The organism is Aminobacterium colombiense DSM 12261 (assembly GCF_000025885.1).
GTDB lineage: Bacteria > Synergistota > Synergistia > Synergistales > Aminobacteriaceae > Aminobacterium > Aminobacterium colombiense.
The window spans coordinates 334,927-350,114 of sequence record NC_014011.1; the positions used below are offsets into that span (position 1 = coordinate 334,927).

Annotated in this window: 17 protein-coding genes and 6 tRNA genes; 16 read left to right on the plus strand and 7 right to left on the minus strand. The window is 45.2% G+C overall.

Features of this window, described 5'->3' with window-relative positions:
• Nucleotides 1-58 precede the first annotated feature (58 nt).
• The 9 genes from rplL to AMICO_RS01630 all read left to right on the plus strand — a co-directional run bounded on the left by rplL (nucleotide 59) and on the right by AMICO_RS01630 (nucleotide 2,658).
• Nucleotides 59-439, plus strand: a complete 381-nt coding sequence (gene rplL, locus AMICO_RS01590) for a 50S ribosomal protein L7/L12 (RefSeq protein WP_013047728.1) — start codon at nucleotides 59-61, stop codon at nucleotides 437-439.
• A gap of 75 nt (nucleotides 440-514) precedes the next feature.
• Nucleotides 515-1,204 (plus strand): deoxyribonuclease V, encoded by a 690-nt coding sequence (gene nfi / locus AMICO_RS01595; RefSeq protein ID WP_013047729.1) that lies wholly within the window; start codon nucleotides 515-517, stop codon nucleotides 1,202-1,204.
• Entirely contained in the window at nucleotides 1,201-2,043 is an 843-nt protein-coding gene (locus tag AMICO_RS01600; protein WP_013047730.1) for an amidohydrolase family protein, read from the plus strand. Before nfi ends, AMICO_RS01600 begins: the two co-directional genes overlap by 4 nt.
• A 53-nt stretch (nucleotides 2,044-2,096) precedes the next feature.
• Nucleotides 2,097-2,171: transfer RNA gene (locus tag AMICO_RS01605), tRNA-Val, on the plus strand.
• A gap of 41 nt (nucleotides 2,172-2,212) precedes the next feature.
• A tRNA-Asp gene (locus AMICO_RS01610) sits at nucleotides 2,213-2,289 on the plus strand.
• A 15-nt stretch (nucleotides 2,290-2,304) separates the two neighbouring features.
• A tRNA-Phe gene (locus tag AMICO_RS01615) sits at nucleotides 2,305-2,380 on the plus strand.
• Nucleotides 2,381-2,395: 15 nt separating this feature from the next.
• Nucleotides 2,396-2,470: transfer RNA gene (locus AMICO_RS01620), tRNA-Gly, on the plus strand.
• Nucleotides 2,471-2,486: 16 nt separating this feature from the next.
• A tRNA-Cys gene (locus tag AMICO_RS01625) sits at nucleotides 2,487-2,560 on the plus strand.
• Between the two features lie 22 nt (nucleotides 2,561-2,582).
• Nucleotides 2,583-2,658 (plus strand) — tRNA-Asn (locus tag AMICO_RS01630).
• 323 nt (nucleotides 2,659-2,981) lie between these two features.
• Here AMICO_RS01630 and AMICO_RS01635 read toward each other — a convergent pair.
• Nucleotides 2,982-3,176, minus strand: a complete 195-nt coding sequence (locus AMICO_RS01635) for a YwbE family protein (protein WP_013047731.1) — start codon at nucleotides 3,174-3,176, stop codon at nucleotides 2,982-2,984.
• A gap of 166 nt (nucleotides 3,177-3,342) precedes the next feature.
• Here AMICO_RS01635 and AMICO_RS09765 point away from each other — a divergent pair, with 166 nt between their 5' ends.
• From AMICO_RS09765 to mprF, 3 genes are read left to right on the plus strand one after another with little or no spacing between them, the layout of a single operon-like run.
• Nucleotides 3,343-3,690: a methyltransferase domain-containing protein gene (locus tag AMICO_RS09765; RefSeq protein ID WP_052292781.1), complete on the plus strand. Its 348-nt coding sequence runs from the start codon at nucleotides 3,343-3,345 to the stop codon at nucleotides 3,688-3,690.
• Nucleotides 3,653-3,943: a class I SAM-dependent methyltransferase gene (locus tag AMICO_RS09770; RefSeq protein WP_052292782.1), complete on the plus strand. Its 291-nt coding sequence runs from the start codon at nucleotides 3,653-3,655 to the stop codon at nucleotides 3,941-3,943. The genes AMICO_RS09765 and AMICO_RS09770 overlap by 38 nt, the downstream gene beginning before the upstream one ends.
• Complete coding sequence (mprF, locus tag AMICO_RS01645; RefSeq protein ID WP_013047732.1) at nucleotides 3,940-6,528, plus strand: bifunctional lysylphosphatidylglycerol flippase/synthetase MprF; 2,589 nt, start codon at nucleotides 3,940-3,942, stop codon at nucleotides 6,526-6,528. The genes AMICO_RS09770 and mprF overlap by 4 nt, the downstream gene beginning before the upstream one ends.
• A gap of 15 nt (nucleotides 6,529-6,543) precedes the next feature.
• Here mprF and AMICO_RS01650 read toward each other — a convergent pair whose 3' ends face one another.
• The 3 genes from AMICO_RS01650 to AMICO_RS01660 are packed head-to-tail and all read right to left on the minus strand — an operon-like array spanning nucleotide 6,544 to nucleotide 9,468.
• Nucleotides 6,544-6,894, minus strand: a complete 351-nt coding sequence (locus AMICO_RS01650; RefSeq protein ID WP_013047733.1) for a hypothetical protein — start codon at nucleotides 6,892-6,894, stop codon at nucleotides 6,544-6,546.
• Nucleotides 6,891-8,165: a DUF1576 domain-containing protein gene (locus tag AMICO_RS01655; RefSeq protein ID WP_013047734.1), complete on the minus strand. Its 1,275-nt coding sequence runs from the start codon at nucleotides 8,163-8,165 to the stop codon at nucleotides 6,891-6,893. The genes AMICO_RS01650 and AMICO_RS01655 overlap by 4 nt, the downstream gene beginning before the upstream one ends.
• Complete coding sequence (locus AMICO_RS01660; protein ID WP_013047735.1) at nucleotides 8,158-9,468, minus strand: B12-binding domain-containing radical SAM protein; 1,311 nt, start codon at nucleotides 9,466-9,468, stop codon at nucleotides 8,158-8,160. The genes AMICO_RS01655 and AMICO_RS01660 overlap by 8 nt, the downstream gene beginning before the upstream one ends.
• 66 nt (nucleotides 9,469-9,534) lie before the next feature.
• On the opposite strand from AMICO_RS01660, the gene rarD reads away from it, so the two are divergent.
• Together rarD and AMICO_RS01670 are read left to right on the plus strand one after the other, a co-directional pair.
• Entirely contained in the window at nucleotides 9,535-10,440 is a 906-nt protein-coding gene (gene rarD, locus AMICO_RS01665; protein ID WP_013047736.1) for an EamA family transporter RarD, read from the plus strand.
• 71 nt (nucleotides 10,441-10,511) lie between these two features.
• A complete protein-coding gene (locus tag AMICO_RS01670) occupies nucleotides 10,512-10,970 on the plus strand; it encodes a hypothetical protein (protein ID WP_013047737.1) in 459 nt (152 codons plus the stop codon).
• On the opposite strand, the gene mutY is transcribed toward AMICO_RS01670, so the two are convergent.
• Entirely contained in the window at nucleotides 10,967-12,052 is a 1,086-nt protein-coding gene (gene mutY / locus AMICO_RS01675) for an A/G-specific adenine glycosylase (protein WP_013047738.1), read from the minus strand. The genes AMICO_RS01670 and mutY overlap by 4 nt on opposite strands.
• A complete protein-coding gene (locus tag AMICO_RS10135; protein WP_013047739.1) occupies nucleotides 12,030-12,182 on the minus strand; it encodes a hypothetical protein in 153 nt (50 codons plus the stop codon). Before AMICO_RS10135 ends, mutY begins: the two co-directional genes overlap by 23 nt.
• 75 nt (nucleotides 12,183-12,257) lie before the next feature.
• Between AMICO_RS10135 and AMICO_RS01680 the strand changes: the two genes are divergently transcribed.
• Nucleotides 12,258-12,926 (plus strand): protein-L-isoaspartate(D-aspartate) O-methyltransferase, encoded by a 669-nt coding sequence (locus tag AMICO_RS01680; RefSeq protein ID WP_013047740.1) that lies wholly within the window; start codon nucleotides 12,258-12,260, stop codon nucleotides 12,924-12,926.
• Entirely contained in the window at nucleotides 12,926-13,291 is a 366-nt protein-coding gene (locus AMICO_RS01685) for a cyclophilin-like fold protein (RefSeq protein ID WP_013047741.1), read from the plus strand. The genes AMICO_RS01680 and AMICO_RS01685 overlap by 1 nt, the downstream gene beginning before the upstream one ends.
• Before the next feature lie 62 nt (nucleotides 13,292-13,353).
• On the opposite strand, the gene AMICO_RS01690 is transcribed toward AMICO_RS01685, so the two are convergent.
• Nucleotides 13,354-15,186 (minus strand): TonB-dependent receptor plug domain-containing protein, encoded by a 1,833-nt coding sequence (locus AMICO_RS01690; RefSeq protein WP_013047742.1) that lies wholly within the window; start codon nucleotides 15,184-15,186, stop codon nucleotides 13,354-13,356.
• Between the last annotated feature and the right edge of the window lie 2 nt (nucleotides 15,187-15,188).

The window sequence follows — 15,188 nt, forward strand, 5'->3', positions numbered from 1 at the left end:
AAAGATTTGGGAAAACCTAAACTTGACAAAAGTTTTAATTTAAGGAGGAACAATAGAAATGACTCACGAAGAAATTATCCAGGCTATTGAAGGTATGACAGTACTTGAGCTTTCTGAACTTGTGAAGGCTCTTGAGGACAAATTTGGGGTTTCTGCTTCCGCTCCTGCCATGGCTATGCCCATGATGATGCCCGGCGCAGGCGCAGCAGTTGCAGCTGAAGAAGAGAAGACAGAGTTTGACGTGGTTCTTAAGGGCCCCGGTTCCAACAAAATCGCAACCATTAAAGTTGTTCGCGAACTTACCGGACTTGGCCTGAAAGAAGCCAAAGAGCTTGTTGACAATGCTCCCAAACCTGTCAAAGAAGCAGTCAGCAAAGAAGAGGCCGACGAAATTAAGGCCAAACTTGAAGAAGCTGGAGCAGAAGTCGAAGTTAAGTAGCCTTGAGCCGCGTATAAACAACAAAGGGCTGTCCCAAAAAGGGCAGCCTTTTTTGTTCATGGGGGAGGGGTTTTTTTGGAGTTTAAAATACCGCAATCCTATAAGGCTGCCATAGCGGAGCAACGTAAATTAGCGCAAAACGTTTGTATAGAAGATGAAGAGATTCTTCTTAAGATAGTAGCCGGTGTAGATGTTGCTTACAGCAGAAGGGGAAAGGAAGCTTGGGCTATTGTAGGGATTGTAACAATGGAGTGGGAAACATTTCAGCCCATAGAGTTTGTTCATGCCATATGTCCCGTTTCATTTCCCTATTTAACCGGACTTCTTTCCTATCGCGAACTTCCTGTTCTCATTGAAGCATTAAATAAACTTCAATCTGCTCCAGACCTCTGGATGTTTGATGGGGCGGGTATAGCCCACCCTCGAAAAATAGGCTTAGCGTCTCACTTTGGAGTTCTTACAAACTCTGTTACTATTGGTGTAGCAAAAAGCCGCCTTGTTGGGGAGTATGAGGAGCCAGCAATTGAAAAAGGCAGTGTTTCCCCTCTTTATTTCAATAGCGAGCAAGTTGGAGTTGTATTGCGCTCAAGAAGAGCTGTAAAGCCCCTTTTTATAAGCCCGGGGCATAGGATTTCTATAGAGAAGGCTGCTCTGCTTGTTTTAAAAGCATGTGTTCGTTACAGGCTTCCAGAGCCAACGCGAGCAGCTCACTGCTATGTGACAGAAGTTCGTCGGAAGTTTGTTGAAAGAGGTGTAGAGGCATGATTATTGATACCCATGTTCATGTATATCCACCAGATGTGATAAGAGATTTTGAAAAGATATCTGAACGAGAGGGTTATTTTAAGTTACTTTGTCATGGCAAGATTCACAAGTGGGCCACCTATGAAGATGTAATAGAACAAATGGACAAGGATGGCATTGAGAAGTCGTGGATATTTGGTTTTGCCTTTAAGGACCTTGGGTTATGCAGACATTGTAACAATTATGTTATAGAGGCCGTAAAGAAGCATCCAAACCGCTTTCAGGGCCTCGCTGTAGTTCCTCCTCTGAGTCTGGGAGCTGATGAAGAAATAGCGCGCTGTGCGGAAGAGGGTCTTATTGGGGTGGGAGAACTTTTCCCCGGGGGGCAGGGTTTTGACATAGACGATGTTCGTCAGACATGGCGTTTGGTAGGAACGACACAAGAGGCGGGTATGGTTTTATTATTCCATACCGCAGAACCTGTAGGTCATGATTATCCTGGCAAGGGAAATGTGGGTCCCAGAGAAGGGGCTCAGTTTTGTATGAATCACCCGGAAGCGAAGGTTGTTTTTGCTCATTTTGGAGGAGGTTTATGGCTTTACGAGTTAATGCCCGAAATGAAACGTTACTTGAGAAATGCAAGATACGACACGGCAGCTTTACCGTGGTTATACACCCCCCACATTCTTCAGGCCATGAAGAGCGCTGACGTGCTAGAAAAATTGTTTTACGGGTCAGACTTCCCTATATTGTCTTTTGGAAGGTATGAAAGGGCTATAAAGGGTGTTCTTGAAATGGGAAAAGACATAAGCGATCTTCTTGGACATAATGTTGAAAAATTCCTTGTGCCAAGGGGTTGACGAGTGCAAGAATGGACGATATACTATCCTTCGCGTTGGTCGAGTGGCGAACGGGGCGGATAGTTCAGCGGAAGAACACTTGCCTTACACGCAAGGGGTCACAGGTTCGAACCCTGTTCCGCCCACCAATCAGCAATAAATCGTTTTTGTATTTTGATAGATTTATGGTGGGGTCGTAGCTCAGTCGGTTAGAGCGTCGGCCTGTCACGCCGAAGGTCGCGAGTTCGAGTCTCGTCGGCCCCGCCATTTTAATAGGGACAGGGCGGGATAGCTCAGTCGGTAGAGCAGCGGACTGAAAATCCGCGTGTCCCCAGTTCAATTCTGGGTCCCGCCACCATCTCGGTTAAGTTACGCGGAAGTAGCTCAGGGGTAGAGCACAACCTTGCCAAGGTTGGGGTCGCGGGTTCAAATCCCGTCTTCCGCTCCATTGAAAGTTCTATAATGGCGGCATAGCCAAGTGGTAAGGCAGAGGACTGCAAATCCTTTATCCCCGGTTCGAATCCGGGTGCCGCCTCCACTATGATAAAAAAGTTTAACGTTCCTCGGTAGCTCAATCGGCAGAGCGGGTGGCTGTTAACCACTAGGTTGCAGGTTCGAGTCCTGCCCGAGGAGCCAGTTTTAAAAGAGCCACTTCGGATATCCGAAGTGGCTCTTTTGTTACTATAGTTAATTCCTACCGATTCGCGGATTACGCCATAAGAGAACAGGGGAAGAAGTGTTTATGGTTAATTTCTCAGCTCTCTTATCTTATGTCCTTATTGCAAACTTTGTGCCAGGACTCAATGTTATTATGTCAATGTCAAATGCAAGTTGATATTGATTTAAGAAGAGCATCTTGTTAATGTAGGCATAGCCTTTGGTGTTTTATCGGGGTTGTTGCTTGTCTACTACGCAGTATTCCTGCCCCTCCAGCAGTAATAATCCATTCTTGCAGCAAGCTATTCCAATATCTCCTGAACCCTTCCGATGATGCCGCTTTCCAGGCGCACCTTTATGCCGTGGGGATGGGTGGGGCTTTTCGTCAGCAGGTCTTTGACTATTCCTTCTGTCAACTGTCCTGTTTTCTGGTGTTGCTTCTGTACGATGTTTACTCTAAGACCGACTTTTATGTCTTTGCGTATGGTTCCGGACATTTTAATTCCTCCTGTTGTTTATGATTTACTGAACTCACAGATTATGACATTTTTTGTTAAGAGGTCAAATTGCCAAGTTAACGGCGGTTTGATTTTATAAAAGAAAGCGGTAAATGAAGTTATTGTATAATCACAATAATCTCATATTTCGGCTCAGGAGGATCAAATGTTAACAAATCTTTTTCTTAAGATGCTTAACCGGGAAGCCTCTTCGCCTAAAAGAGGAGCCGTGCGAATCATTGAAAGCCTTCGTCTCTATGAAGGAGAGAAAATAGCTGATATAGGCTCCGGGGGAGGATTTTTTACCCTCGCCTTCGCGAAGAGGGTTGGTAAAAGAGGGGTTGTATATACTGTTGATACCAAGCTTGAGTATTTAGAGTTCGTAAAACGCCAGGCAGAAAAAACTGGGGTGGACAACGTTATAACCGTTCTGGTGGAAAACGATGATGTCCCTTTACCCGAGGGGGGCTTTAGACTTGATTTTCGCAAGGGATGTTTTTCATCATTTGCCTGATCCGGAGCATTATTTTCGCATTATTAAAAGGACGCTTAAACCTAATGGAATTGTTGCGATTATTGATCATGCGCCAGCGCGAGGCATTGGTTTTGTAAATTTATTTAAGCACTTCACTCCACTTGAGACCATTCAGAAAACCATGGAAATGGCCGGATACGAGCTTTCCGAGTCCTTTGATTTCCTCCTGCCTGAACAGACCTTTACTCTTTGGAGGCGGTACGATTTGATGCCCGAACCGAGTGAACAATGAACAAGAAAAAGAGCCAAGTTAGAAGATTGAGCTGGTTACGTTTCGTGGCCTCGGTGTTTAAAGGAATTATCTTTGTAGCGGCGTTAGTTGTAATAGCCCACGAATTGGAGGGCGTGCGCCTTCACGATGTATTTATACAATTGCGGCGGATAGGGCGCTGGCATTTGGTTGGGGCAGTTGTACTGACTGCCCTGAGCTATATACTGATGATCGGCTACGATGATCTTGGACTTCGTTATCTTGATCATCGGCTGGGGTTTATGCAGATAAGCTTCACTTCATTTCTTGGCTATGCATTCAACAACAATCTTGGCACCCTTCTAGGGGCCGGAACTGTGAGGGTTCGTATATATGGTGCTTGGGGACTCTCAAACAAACAAATTCTTTCACTTATCCTCTTTTCGAGCAGCTGTGTCTGGTTGGGGTTGGCGACACTTACCGGCTCCGTTCTCCTCATACACCCCATTCCCTCCAATGTTAATCTGCCGCTGTTTGTTGATTCTATCTCCCTTTGGGGGTTTGCTCTTATGGCACTGGTAGCGGGATACCTTGGGATGTGCCTATGGTGGAGAAAGATTATCCACATTTGGAGATGGTCGTTTCAATTGCCGTCGATCAGGTTGGCTGTGATACAAATACTTATCGGTTCGTTAGACTGGTTTTTGGTAGCGCTGGTTCTCTATGTATTGCTGATCTATATCACTGATGTACCGTTTATCACGTTTCTTGCGGTGTTTCTGCTGGCACAATTTGCTGGCATAGTCAGCAATGTTCCCGGCGGACTAGGTGTGTTTGAGACGGTACTGTTAGTGATGCTTAGTGCGCAGGTAGAGCATCAGGCTATACTTAGAGCCCTCGTTTTGTTCAGGGCAATCTACTACTTACTGCCGCTAGCCATCGCCGGGCTATCTTTGGGGGGATTAGAGTTGTTACGGCACCGTCGGTCATTGGGGATGGCCTATAGCGTATACCAGCGATTCGCAAGGCCAGTTGTGCCATTGGCGATGGCAGTGCTGGTGTTTGTCGCGGGGCTGTCAATGCTTTTCGCTGGAGTTTTGCCAACGAGTTACACGCGACTGCATCTTTTGCACGATTGGTTACCCCTTACGGCAATTGAAATTTCACACTTATTGGGCAGTGTGGTAGGGACGCTGCTGTTATTCCTTGCGATAGCACTCTATCGCAGGATTAATGTGGCCTATGGCCTAGGGATAACACTACTTGGTGCTGGAATGGTGCTATCTCTGCTGCGTGGGTTGCATTGGGAAGTTGCCCTGACGCAGGGTATAGTGCTGATGGCCTTGTTGCCCTGCAGAAGTTGCTTCTACAGGCGTGCGAGGCTGCTAGAGCCTCGCACCAGTTCTTCTTGGCTAGCGGCAGTAGGATTGGCAGTGGGAGCGTCGATTGCTCTCGGACTCTTTGCGTTTAGACATGTTCCCTATCGTAACGAATTATGGTGGCAAGTTTCGTTGACTGGCGATGTGCCGCGTTTTCTGCGTGCCGCTCTGGCTAGTGTATTGGTGGTACTGGCGTTTTCTGTCGTGTGGCTGTTGCGACCAACACGCATTGTGCCGTTGTGGCCGGGTAAGTACGAGCTGGATATAGCACAGCGTATTGCGGGTGGTTTCCCCCATACCTATGCACACCTGGCACTGTTGGGCGATAAGCAGTTGCTGTTCAATCCCCAGCGAAACGGTTTTATCATGTATGGTGTGCAGGGCGGAAGCTTAATTGCAATGGGTGATCCAGTGGCTGCCGATAGGCAACAGGAAGAACTAGCATGGCAGTTTCGAGAACTATGTGATCGATACGGTATGCGTTGTGTGTTTTACCAGGTTGATGGGGCTAATCTTCCTCTGTACGTGGACATGGGCTTGTTCCTTGTCAATCTTGGAGAAGAAGCACGTGTGCCTCTTAAAGATTTCTCTTTAGAAGGCAGTAAACGCAAATCGTTACGTCAAGATGTCAATCGAGCCGTTAAAGCTGGTTGCAGTTTTGAAGTAGTGCCCGCTGAACAAGTTGCTCTGCTTATTCCTTACCTTAAAACCATCTCTGATGCCTGGCTTACCCTTAAGCATGGACAAGAGAAGGGGTTTTCTCTTGGTTTCTTTAATGAAGACTACTTGTCACGGCTCTCGATCGCTGCAGTACGGCACGAAGGCAAAATCGTAGCCTTCGCTAATCTCTGGTTAGGTGGTGACGAAGAGCTTTCTCCCGATCTAATTCGTCATCTGCCCGATGCTCCGCCCGGCACAATGGACTTTCTTATCACGCAACTACTGCTTTGGGGTAAAGAAAAGCAATATCAGTGGTTCAATCTCGGAGGTGCGCCATTCTCCGGTTTAGAAGATCGTACCCTAGCGCCGCTATGGCATCGATTGGGAACACAGCTCTACCGTCATGGTGAGCATTTCTACAACTTTAAAGGACTCCGCCAATTCAAAGAAAAATTCGACCCTGTTTGGGAGCCAAAGTATCTGGCTACATCAGCAGGGTTGAGTCTACCAGCGGTGTTGGTAGATCTGACTCTGTTGATCGGCAAACATGCAGTCAGGAATAACGGCGGAATAAAGTTGCCGAAATAACTCGTTTTGCCGGTGCTACTTCTTTCGGACCAGATGGATAGTCAGCCGCCTATTTTCTTCATCCCTTTCGATTGTTACTTCGTCAGTCATGATGCCTACCAGGTGAAGCTCGGCATCGGTATCGCTTTCTCCCGACAGACTCCAATACATTTCTTCCAATTCGTAATTGCGAGGCTGACAAAGTAAATTTTTTAGCCGTTCGAGTCGCTCATCAGTGAGATGATTATATGTCCCTGAGATTTCGATACGAAAGGCATCGGGATCTTCCTGTATGACCAGGCTTATCTTGTTACATTTGAGAAAGGTAAGAAAATCGTTAATCAATTCTCCAGCCATTTTTGTCACTCGTATCCGCTCATGTTTCATCTATTATTCCCTCCTCTGGCAAAAGTTTCGATTAAAGGGAGCAGAAAAGCAGCAACTAAGCCTCCTGAAAAACCGTTATTATAAAGATTAAACCCCGAATGGAGCATTCCCACATTTAAGACAACAGATGAATGGACAAATCCGGCAATAAGGCCGTATTTCCATCCGAATTCACCACTTATTGGAGCAAGGGTGGTTCCAAAGAGGGCTGCAAGTTGTATTGAAGGTTCCGCAAGGCCCCAACGTTTTGTTATTGCTCCTAACATGATGCCAAGAATTACTGGGATTATGTTTCGCGGGTGCTTACCAAAAGCGCTAAAGCCAACAACAGTAAGAATCCCGCCGATGGTCGGGCCGTTGAGATCCCCGCCAATAAAAAGGATGTATGATGTGGTGATCACGCCCATAATGCCCATGTTGAAAAGGGTAGCTCCCCATCCTTCCAAAATGACGAAATCCGAAACGGCTCTTCCACTATACCCCATAATCCACTTAAATTTGTTCCAACGCGGTAGAAAAAGGGAGAAAAGCACAAGAGCTGCGAAAGATATGTAAAGAAAAATCGCTAAAAGCAGGTTGTTGCCTGTGGTCCATATCATTCGAGATTCTACAAGAAGTCCGAAAGACTTCAAGAGAGAAACGTATACGGTGCCAATGGTTCCAGTTACAAAACCTACGTTATAGAGGCTATATCCCTGATGGAAACGAAGAAATGCCGTAGATAGGGGGGGAAGTATCATGCCAATAGAGAGACCAACGAGAATGCCCGCAAAGAGGTTGAAAGGCCCAAAGGGGAGGAGATTTCCAAAGAGCATCAAGCTGACGAGGGGGGAAAGGGCTGTCCCAAAAAGCGCTATATAAATGTACCTTGAGAAAGGCTCTTTTCTATATTTGGCAAAAAGATAGACGCCAGCAAGAATGGGCCAGACATTTAATATGTTTTTCCCGAAGAGGGCAAATCCGGCAACAGTGAGGAGAGCAGAAATAGAAATGCCCGTTATCTGGGTGCCAGATAAAAAGAGTATCCCTGTCATTGATAAGGTCAATAAGCCGCTATTGAAGAAAGCGGCGCCCAGGCCGCCAACGCCAACATAATCACTAATGAGGTAATCAGGGTCTAAAATAATAGACCAAAGGCCGCTAAAAATCTCTCTAGGAGAAGATATGATAAAAGGAAAAATGATGAATAGAAAACAGAAAGCGCAAAGTCCAATATAAGGACCATACCTCATTTGCATTAGGGGTTGTTTTTTCTTTGCGAACTTAAACAATGTTTTTTCCTCCTGTCTCTAGAGGGTTGTGTATATGGTGAGCCATATTTTTTAATATCTGAAGCTCTTCCGGAGAAATTTCTTTTGATATGTAGCCACAATAAGCGGTGTTGTTTTGAAGAAGAGGTTCAGTTGTTAACTGGGGGTGCTTTTGAGCGCTTGCCTCAAACATCATAGTACCGGGGATAGGGGAGTATTCTGCCGTTTTTGCTACAGCGCCAAGGGAATGAACAAATTCAATGGCATTTTTTACACTTTCGAAGCGCTGCCCAGGCAGGCCAATGAGAATATATGTTTCAATGTCTTCTTGGGAATATCCTGCCCTTAGAAGATGGGTTACAGCTTTGACGTATTGGTGTTCTGAAACTTTTTCTGAACTTGCTTTTTGTATGATGGGGTCAGTGCTTTCCAGGCTCAGTCGTATTGTTTTAAAACCAGTATCAAATAAAACCCTGGCACATTTCTCATCAATTTCTCTAACATGTAATCCGTTAGGCGTGTGAAAACGAAGGTGTGAAAAAGATTTCCGCAATCTTCCACACAGCGGATAAAAATGGAATTCTTTATTGATAAGAAGCGCATCGTCATAAAAGGCCATATCACGAACAGTAGGAATCCTTTCCTGAAAAGATATTTCGTGTATAATCTCTTCTACCTCTCTTTGTCGGAAGCAGGGCCAAAGCAGTTTGGAAGCGCAATATTGACAGTGTAAAGGGCATCCCCAGGAAGTCATAATGACTCCATATTCTGGCTGGTTGTATAAATCTAGAGCAGGATAGGGGCTTTCCAGACAGAGGGGGGCGGTTTGAACTCCATTGGCTCCGATGGTTCGGGCATGCTCCGGGCAGAGCTGGGCATAAAAGCCTCCTAGCAGCACGGGAGTGTGTGGAAATATTCTTTTGACACGGTCAAGGCACCACTGGATTCCGGGATACCAGTAGGTCATCCCCGAAGTAAGCAGAATAACATCAGGTGTGGGAGTTTTTTTAAGCCTTTCCAGGAAATCTTCTTCTTCCATTCCAAAGTGGTAATATTTTCTGGGGATATGACTATAGCAAGCCGGTTTTTCAACCTTGCGTCGCAAAGGCTTGTAACGGCCAAAGGTCTTTGGCGTTTCTCGTCCTTCATAGATGCAATCGATAAGATAGACAGAGTTTTTTTGTTCTCGGAGGGTTTCTAAAATGTACAAAAGACCTAATGGCTTAGCCCAAAAATCGAAATAGGCGAAGTCAAAAACAGGAGGGTTAATCCCTAGAATAGTTTTGTTATGAAGACTTTTTAAGTACAGACTGTAATCACTCATTTCAAGCACAGTATAGCAGATTTGTTAAAGAGTCGAGAGAATAGTCTGGCCAGGGAGTGAAAAGATATGGGAAAAACAGAATTTGAAAAGGGGTTTTTGGCAGCGCTCGCGGCTTTTGGCGCGTGGGGGTTGCTTCCTGCCTACTGGAAACAGCTGGATAACTTACAGCCCCTCCAGATTCTATGTCACAGGATCGTTTGGTCTTTGTTATTTGTCGCCATGGTTTTGACTGTTCAACGTCGCTGGGGAAGCGTCGTTAAAGCCATAAAAACACGAAAGACACTGGGGCTCCTGTTGTTGAGTGGCCTTGCCATAGGGGTGAACTGGTTTATTTATATCTGGGCAGTCAATTCGGGGAAGGTGATCGAAACAAGTCTGGGTTATTTTATCAACCCCCTTGTAAGCGTGTTGTTTGCTGTTCTTTTTCTACGGGAGAAGCTGAGCACTTTACAGTGGAGTGCTATTGTTCTCGCTGGTCTAGCTATCTTGTATCAGGTTATTTTAGTAGGCAGGGTCCCCTTTGCGGCCCTTAGCATTGCCGTGTCTTTCGCCTTATATGCCCTTATCCGAAAAGTGGCCGAGGTAGAGTCTTTTCCCGGACTTTTCATAGAAACCCTTCTTTTGGTTTTTCCCGCGTTATTCTATCTTTTTGTTGGACTTCCGGAAGAACCGTTCCTGGCAGGGGAAACGGCACAGCAGAAGATATGGCTATTAAGTAGCGGAATTGTAACATCACTGCCTCTGATATGTTTTGCATATGGAGCGAGGCGGCTTCCATTAAGTATGTTGGGTATTATGGAGTATTTGGCTCCCACATTGTCATTTCTGCTGGGCTTCTTTGTTTATAAAGAGCCGTTTGATCGAGTACAGTTGCTTACTTTTGTTTGTGTATGGGTGGCGCTTGCTCTCTTTACGGGAGAGAAATTGTTACGTTGGCGCAGAATGCAGCATCCTGACAAAGATTTGGTGTAAAATAATAGAAATCGAAACAATTTTCACTCGTGGGAGTGAAATAAGAAAAAGGTTCTGAAGAGGTGAGGATTATGAAAAGACCTTTGTTAATATTGGCGATATGTATGGCTATTTTTGCGGCATTAGGCGTAAGTGCTGCGGACGCAAGCGATTTCTCTCTTTTTGAGATTCGAGAGATAGCAGTAAAGGGGTCCAAGCTTCATATTAGAGGAGATGCGGACCTCCCGGAAGGTGCGATGCTGAATATAGCTCTTCACTTTCCAGGGTTTGATGGAAAACCAGGGAATAAAAAAGACATTAAGGTACATGTAAACAAGAACCATTTTTTTATACAGGTCCGTTTGCCAAAAGATAGAAAGGATTGTCCCTGGATTGGAATTTTGCGGGCAATCTTCAGGCCATCTTTACAGGAAGAGAAAATAAAAAAACAAGTTGGACCCAAAGGGGAACATTTAAAAGGCATCAAGGTTCGCTTTGAAAATGGGGAAAACATTTTTTTTGACGAAAGAGATTTCTCCTTAGAACTTTAGATATCTTCATGTGGCAGGCCTTTAATAGAGGAGGGCCTGCTTTTTTTAATGAAAAGGTGAAGCAGTTTCGCGCTTCCTCCCTGAAGAGGCAGCTTGCTGAGCTCTTTTGGCATCACCCATTTGAAAGGGGTTTCAACGTGAACAAGAGACGGCAGGGATGCCACATAGCCATTGAGATCAATCTGAGTGTTCATAATAGAGTGGCGAACCCTTCCGAGGCTCCGGAGTGTAAAAGAAGCTGTTCCCAGTACTTTGTCTATTTCTTTCATAAGTACTTCCTCTGCAGCTAGATCATCATGTTCAAAACCCCATGGGAATTCCCATAGGCCACCCCAGGAACCGTCTGTTTCCCTTTGTCTCAATAATATAAATTTATCGCAATAGAAAATCCCTGCCACAGCCTTCTTTTTTTGAATTCCAGCTTTTTTATTTGTAATAGGTCGATTATTTTGTTCCCCTTCTTGGAAAGCCTGGCAGAATTTCTGCAAGGGGCAAAGAGGACATCGCGGCGACCGTGGAATGCATACAAGAGCGCCTAGTTCCATTACGGACTGGTTGAAGTCCCGAGCATTTTCAGAAGGGAGTGTGGATAATACATAATTGTTTAGAAGATCCAGCCCCATCCCACTTATAACCGGCATATCTATATTGAAAAGTCGAGCGAAAACCCTTCGTACATTTCCGTCTACAGCTGGAAAGGGCAGATTATAGGCAATGCTCAGAATAGCTCCTGCGGTATATGCGCCAATGCCTGGCAGTTTTCGTAGCACGGCTTCATCTGGAGGAACTGTAGAATACCCCATATGCACAAGCTGTTTTGCGGCTTTTAGAATATTTCTGGCTCGAGAATAATATCCTAACCCCTCCCACAACTTTAAAATTTCTTCCTCTGATGCTTCAGTGAGTTCTGCAAGGTTCGGAAACCGTTCCATCCAGTGGTTGAAGAAGGGTATCACTCTATCTATTTGAGTCTGCTGCAACATTATCTCTGAAATCCAAACCTCATAGGGATTGTAGGAATGGCGCCATGGAAGGTTTCGCTTGTGGCAGTAGAACCATTCAAGCAATATTTTTGAGATCATACCCCATACCTCGTCCAAAAGATGCCAGGTGTTTTGTTAAATAGTCTATAATAATCGATGAGGAAGCAGCCTTTTTTGCTGGCTGCTCTCTTCTTTCTCTGAAAAGGATGGATAGCGGTTTCTTGTACATAGATAGTCTCCTCGAGAATATAGTACCTTTCTTTCATAGGTATTATATAGCTTCAAGTATGGCAGGGGGTGCAATATGGATTTGGAAAAATGGCAAGACTTTGCGTGGCTAATGGTAAAAACCCAAATAGAGAGCAGAGGGGTGGAGGATGAAAGAGTTCTTCAGGCTATGAAGAAGGTTCCAAGGCATCTTTTTGTTGCCGAAGAGTATCAGTCCCTTGCCTATGTTGACGCACCTCTTCCAATTGGGGAAAGTCAGACTATTTCACAGCCTTACATGGTGGCATTAATGACAGAGCTTCTTCAGGTTTCTCCAGGTATGAAGATTCTCGAAATAGGAACAGGATCCGGTTACCAGGCTGCAGTTTTAGCTGAGATTGGAGCAAAAGTTTTCTCAATAGAACGCATTTCATCTCTTGCAAAAAAGGCGAGAAATGTGTTAAGTAAAGCTGGTTATGAAGTAGTTGTTGTTACTGCTGACGGCAGGGAGGGGTATGCCCAGGAAGCTCCCTATAATGGAATTATTGTAACAGCGGCGGCAGATAGAGTAGAAGAGGCATGGAGGGATCAACTTTCAATAGGAGGGCGTCTTGTAGTGCCATTGAGTGTGGATGTTGGGTTACAGCGTTTGGTAGTTTTGTTAAAAAAGAAAAATCAATGGATCGATACGTGGCATGATTATTGCCGTTTTGTGCCGGTTATGCCAGGAACAAGAACAGAGAAAAGGGAAGGAGCCGATGGGTGATGGACATACGAATTCGAACAGGAGAAATTGAAATCAACGCTGCCTTAAATAATTCTGTGACTGCTTCTCGTATCTTAAAAATATTACCTATAAAAAGTAGGGCAAACACGTGGGGAGAAGAAATTTATTTCATGATCCCCCTTATTGCAGACTTAGAGGATGGAAAAGAGGTAGTAGAAGCCGGGGACATCGCTTTTTGGCCTACTGGAAGTGCATTCTGCATTTTTTTTGGTCCAACTCCTGCCAGTAAAGGGGACGAAATCAGGCCAGCCAGCGCAGTGACAGTTGTGGGAAAGATCAAAGGAAACCTGGAAATTTTAAAAACAGTGAAGAATGGGGACCCTATTATTATTGAGCGAGCCTGATAAAAGAATGGATAAAGAGGGGCGGCATTTTTTAGCCGCCCCTCTTTATCTTTAATTTTTCTTTAAAAACTATACTTCCATGTGATGTAAATACTTCGTTCAGGGCCGTAATATTCCCAGCCAGCGGAATCGTACATAAATTCTTCATCGAAGAGATTGTAGCAGCTTAGGCGAAGGGTATGATCTCCAGAGCGCCACTCCGCAAAAACATCGGTCTGGAAATAATCATCGCCGGAGGGGTAGCCGTTGCGGTTAGCCAGATAAGAGAAATCGACCCCGGCAGTCCATGGACCAGAATGATATTCAGCAGAAGTTTTTAAAAGCCATTCGGGGAACCCGTAGCTGTTAACCCATTCGTCATTTGATTTTTCCTGAGCCTTCATCCAGGTGCCGCTAAGGCTCAGAGTCCACTTCGACGTGATGTCCCATCTCCTTAAGGCTTCCAATCCATAGGATTTGAACTGATCAACGTTTTCGTAGGTGCTGTTTCGCCAAATAATCTTGTCTTCCATGTCGGAGTAAAAAAGTCCAAGGTTCCAGCTGCCGGAGTGGTCAGCCCCTTTTATGCCGAGGTCATAGCTCCAACCCTTTTCTGGCTTGAGGTTTGGATTTCCAACAGTTCCCCACGGCCCTTTGGCGTAGAGTTCGTAAATGCTTGGCATGGCGAAGAAACGTCCCGCAGACAGATACCATGTGCTTCCATTGTCCAGAGGGTACTGAAGGGTCAATTTAGGCATGAGCTCATTGTGGTTTTCCGCATCATCCTGGCGCCAGATTTCGTATCTTAGCCCAAGGGTTCCTATAAAATCGCCGATGGGGCGGGAAAACTCTGCGAAGGGAGCGTAATTTGTTCGGTTCTGTTCCACTTCCGGATCAAAAGAGGAACCACGGAATGTTGATTCTTCTCTTCTAAAAAACAGTCCCCATGAAGCCAAAGTTTCTCCCCATTGTTTCTGTTTTGCGAATTCTGTGGTGAAAGCCCGATCCTTATAGTAATTATCAGGATTTTGCAAAATATAATATCGCTGGTCATCGTATCCCATAAGAATGTAGTAATTGCTGCCGGCATAGCGGAGGGCGTATCTTTGATATTGCCCCTTTTCACTATTTATATCCACGGGTGTAAACCAGCCGGGAGTTTCATATTCATTTTTATATTCTCCGATTTCACTTTTTAAAAACCAGTTTTTCCCGCTAAAAGTGAAACCGTAAGCGTCCTCTCGATACTTAAGAGCATAAAAATCTTCCATGGAGAACGTATCTTTTAAAAGACGGTGTCTGCCTTCTTCTTTTCGAGAGTACCAGAGTCCCGCATTTAGACCGTTATCAGCGGCATTTCCTTGAATAGCATAGCGTCGCCAGTCATTAGGGCCGATTTCTCCTTCCAAAAAGCCGCCCTGAGCGCCTTTCTTGGTAATGATGTTAATAACGCCTCCCGCAGCCATAGAACCGTAAACAGCAGAACCCGCACCTTTTACAACGTGTATCTCCTCGATATTGCTGATCGGAAAGCTTCTGAAATCAACGGTTGCAGCTCCAGCGCCATGAGAGGATCTGTAATAAGGGATACCGTCAACGAGAACCAGTATTTCCGTTAAAAAACCACGGATTGTAACCTGAGAAGCGTTTGAAAAGCCAGATTTTTGCTTTACAAACATTCCTGGTACATGCTTTTCAAGAACAGTTGCCAGATCCTTTGAGCCGCTTTGATCTATCTGGCCGCGGGTAATAACGTAGGTTGGCGCGGGCACTTCTTCCAGACTTGTAGCCAAACGGCTTCCCGTTACTAGTTCCTCAGGAACCTCGTAGACTTTTTCTGTCCCTGTTGCGCTTGTTGCAAAAAATGCTAGCAACAAAACCATAGACAACATGATGAGTCTCTTTTTCTGAATCACTG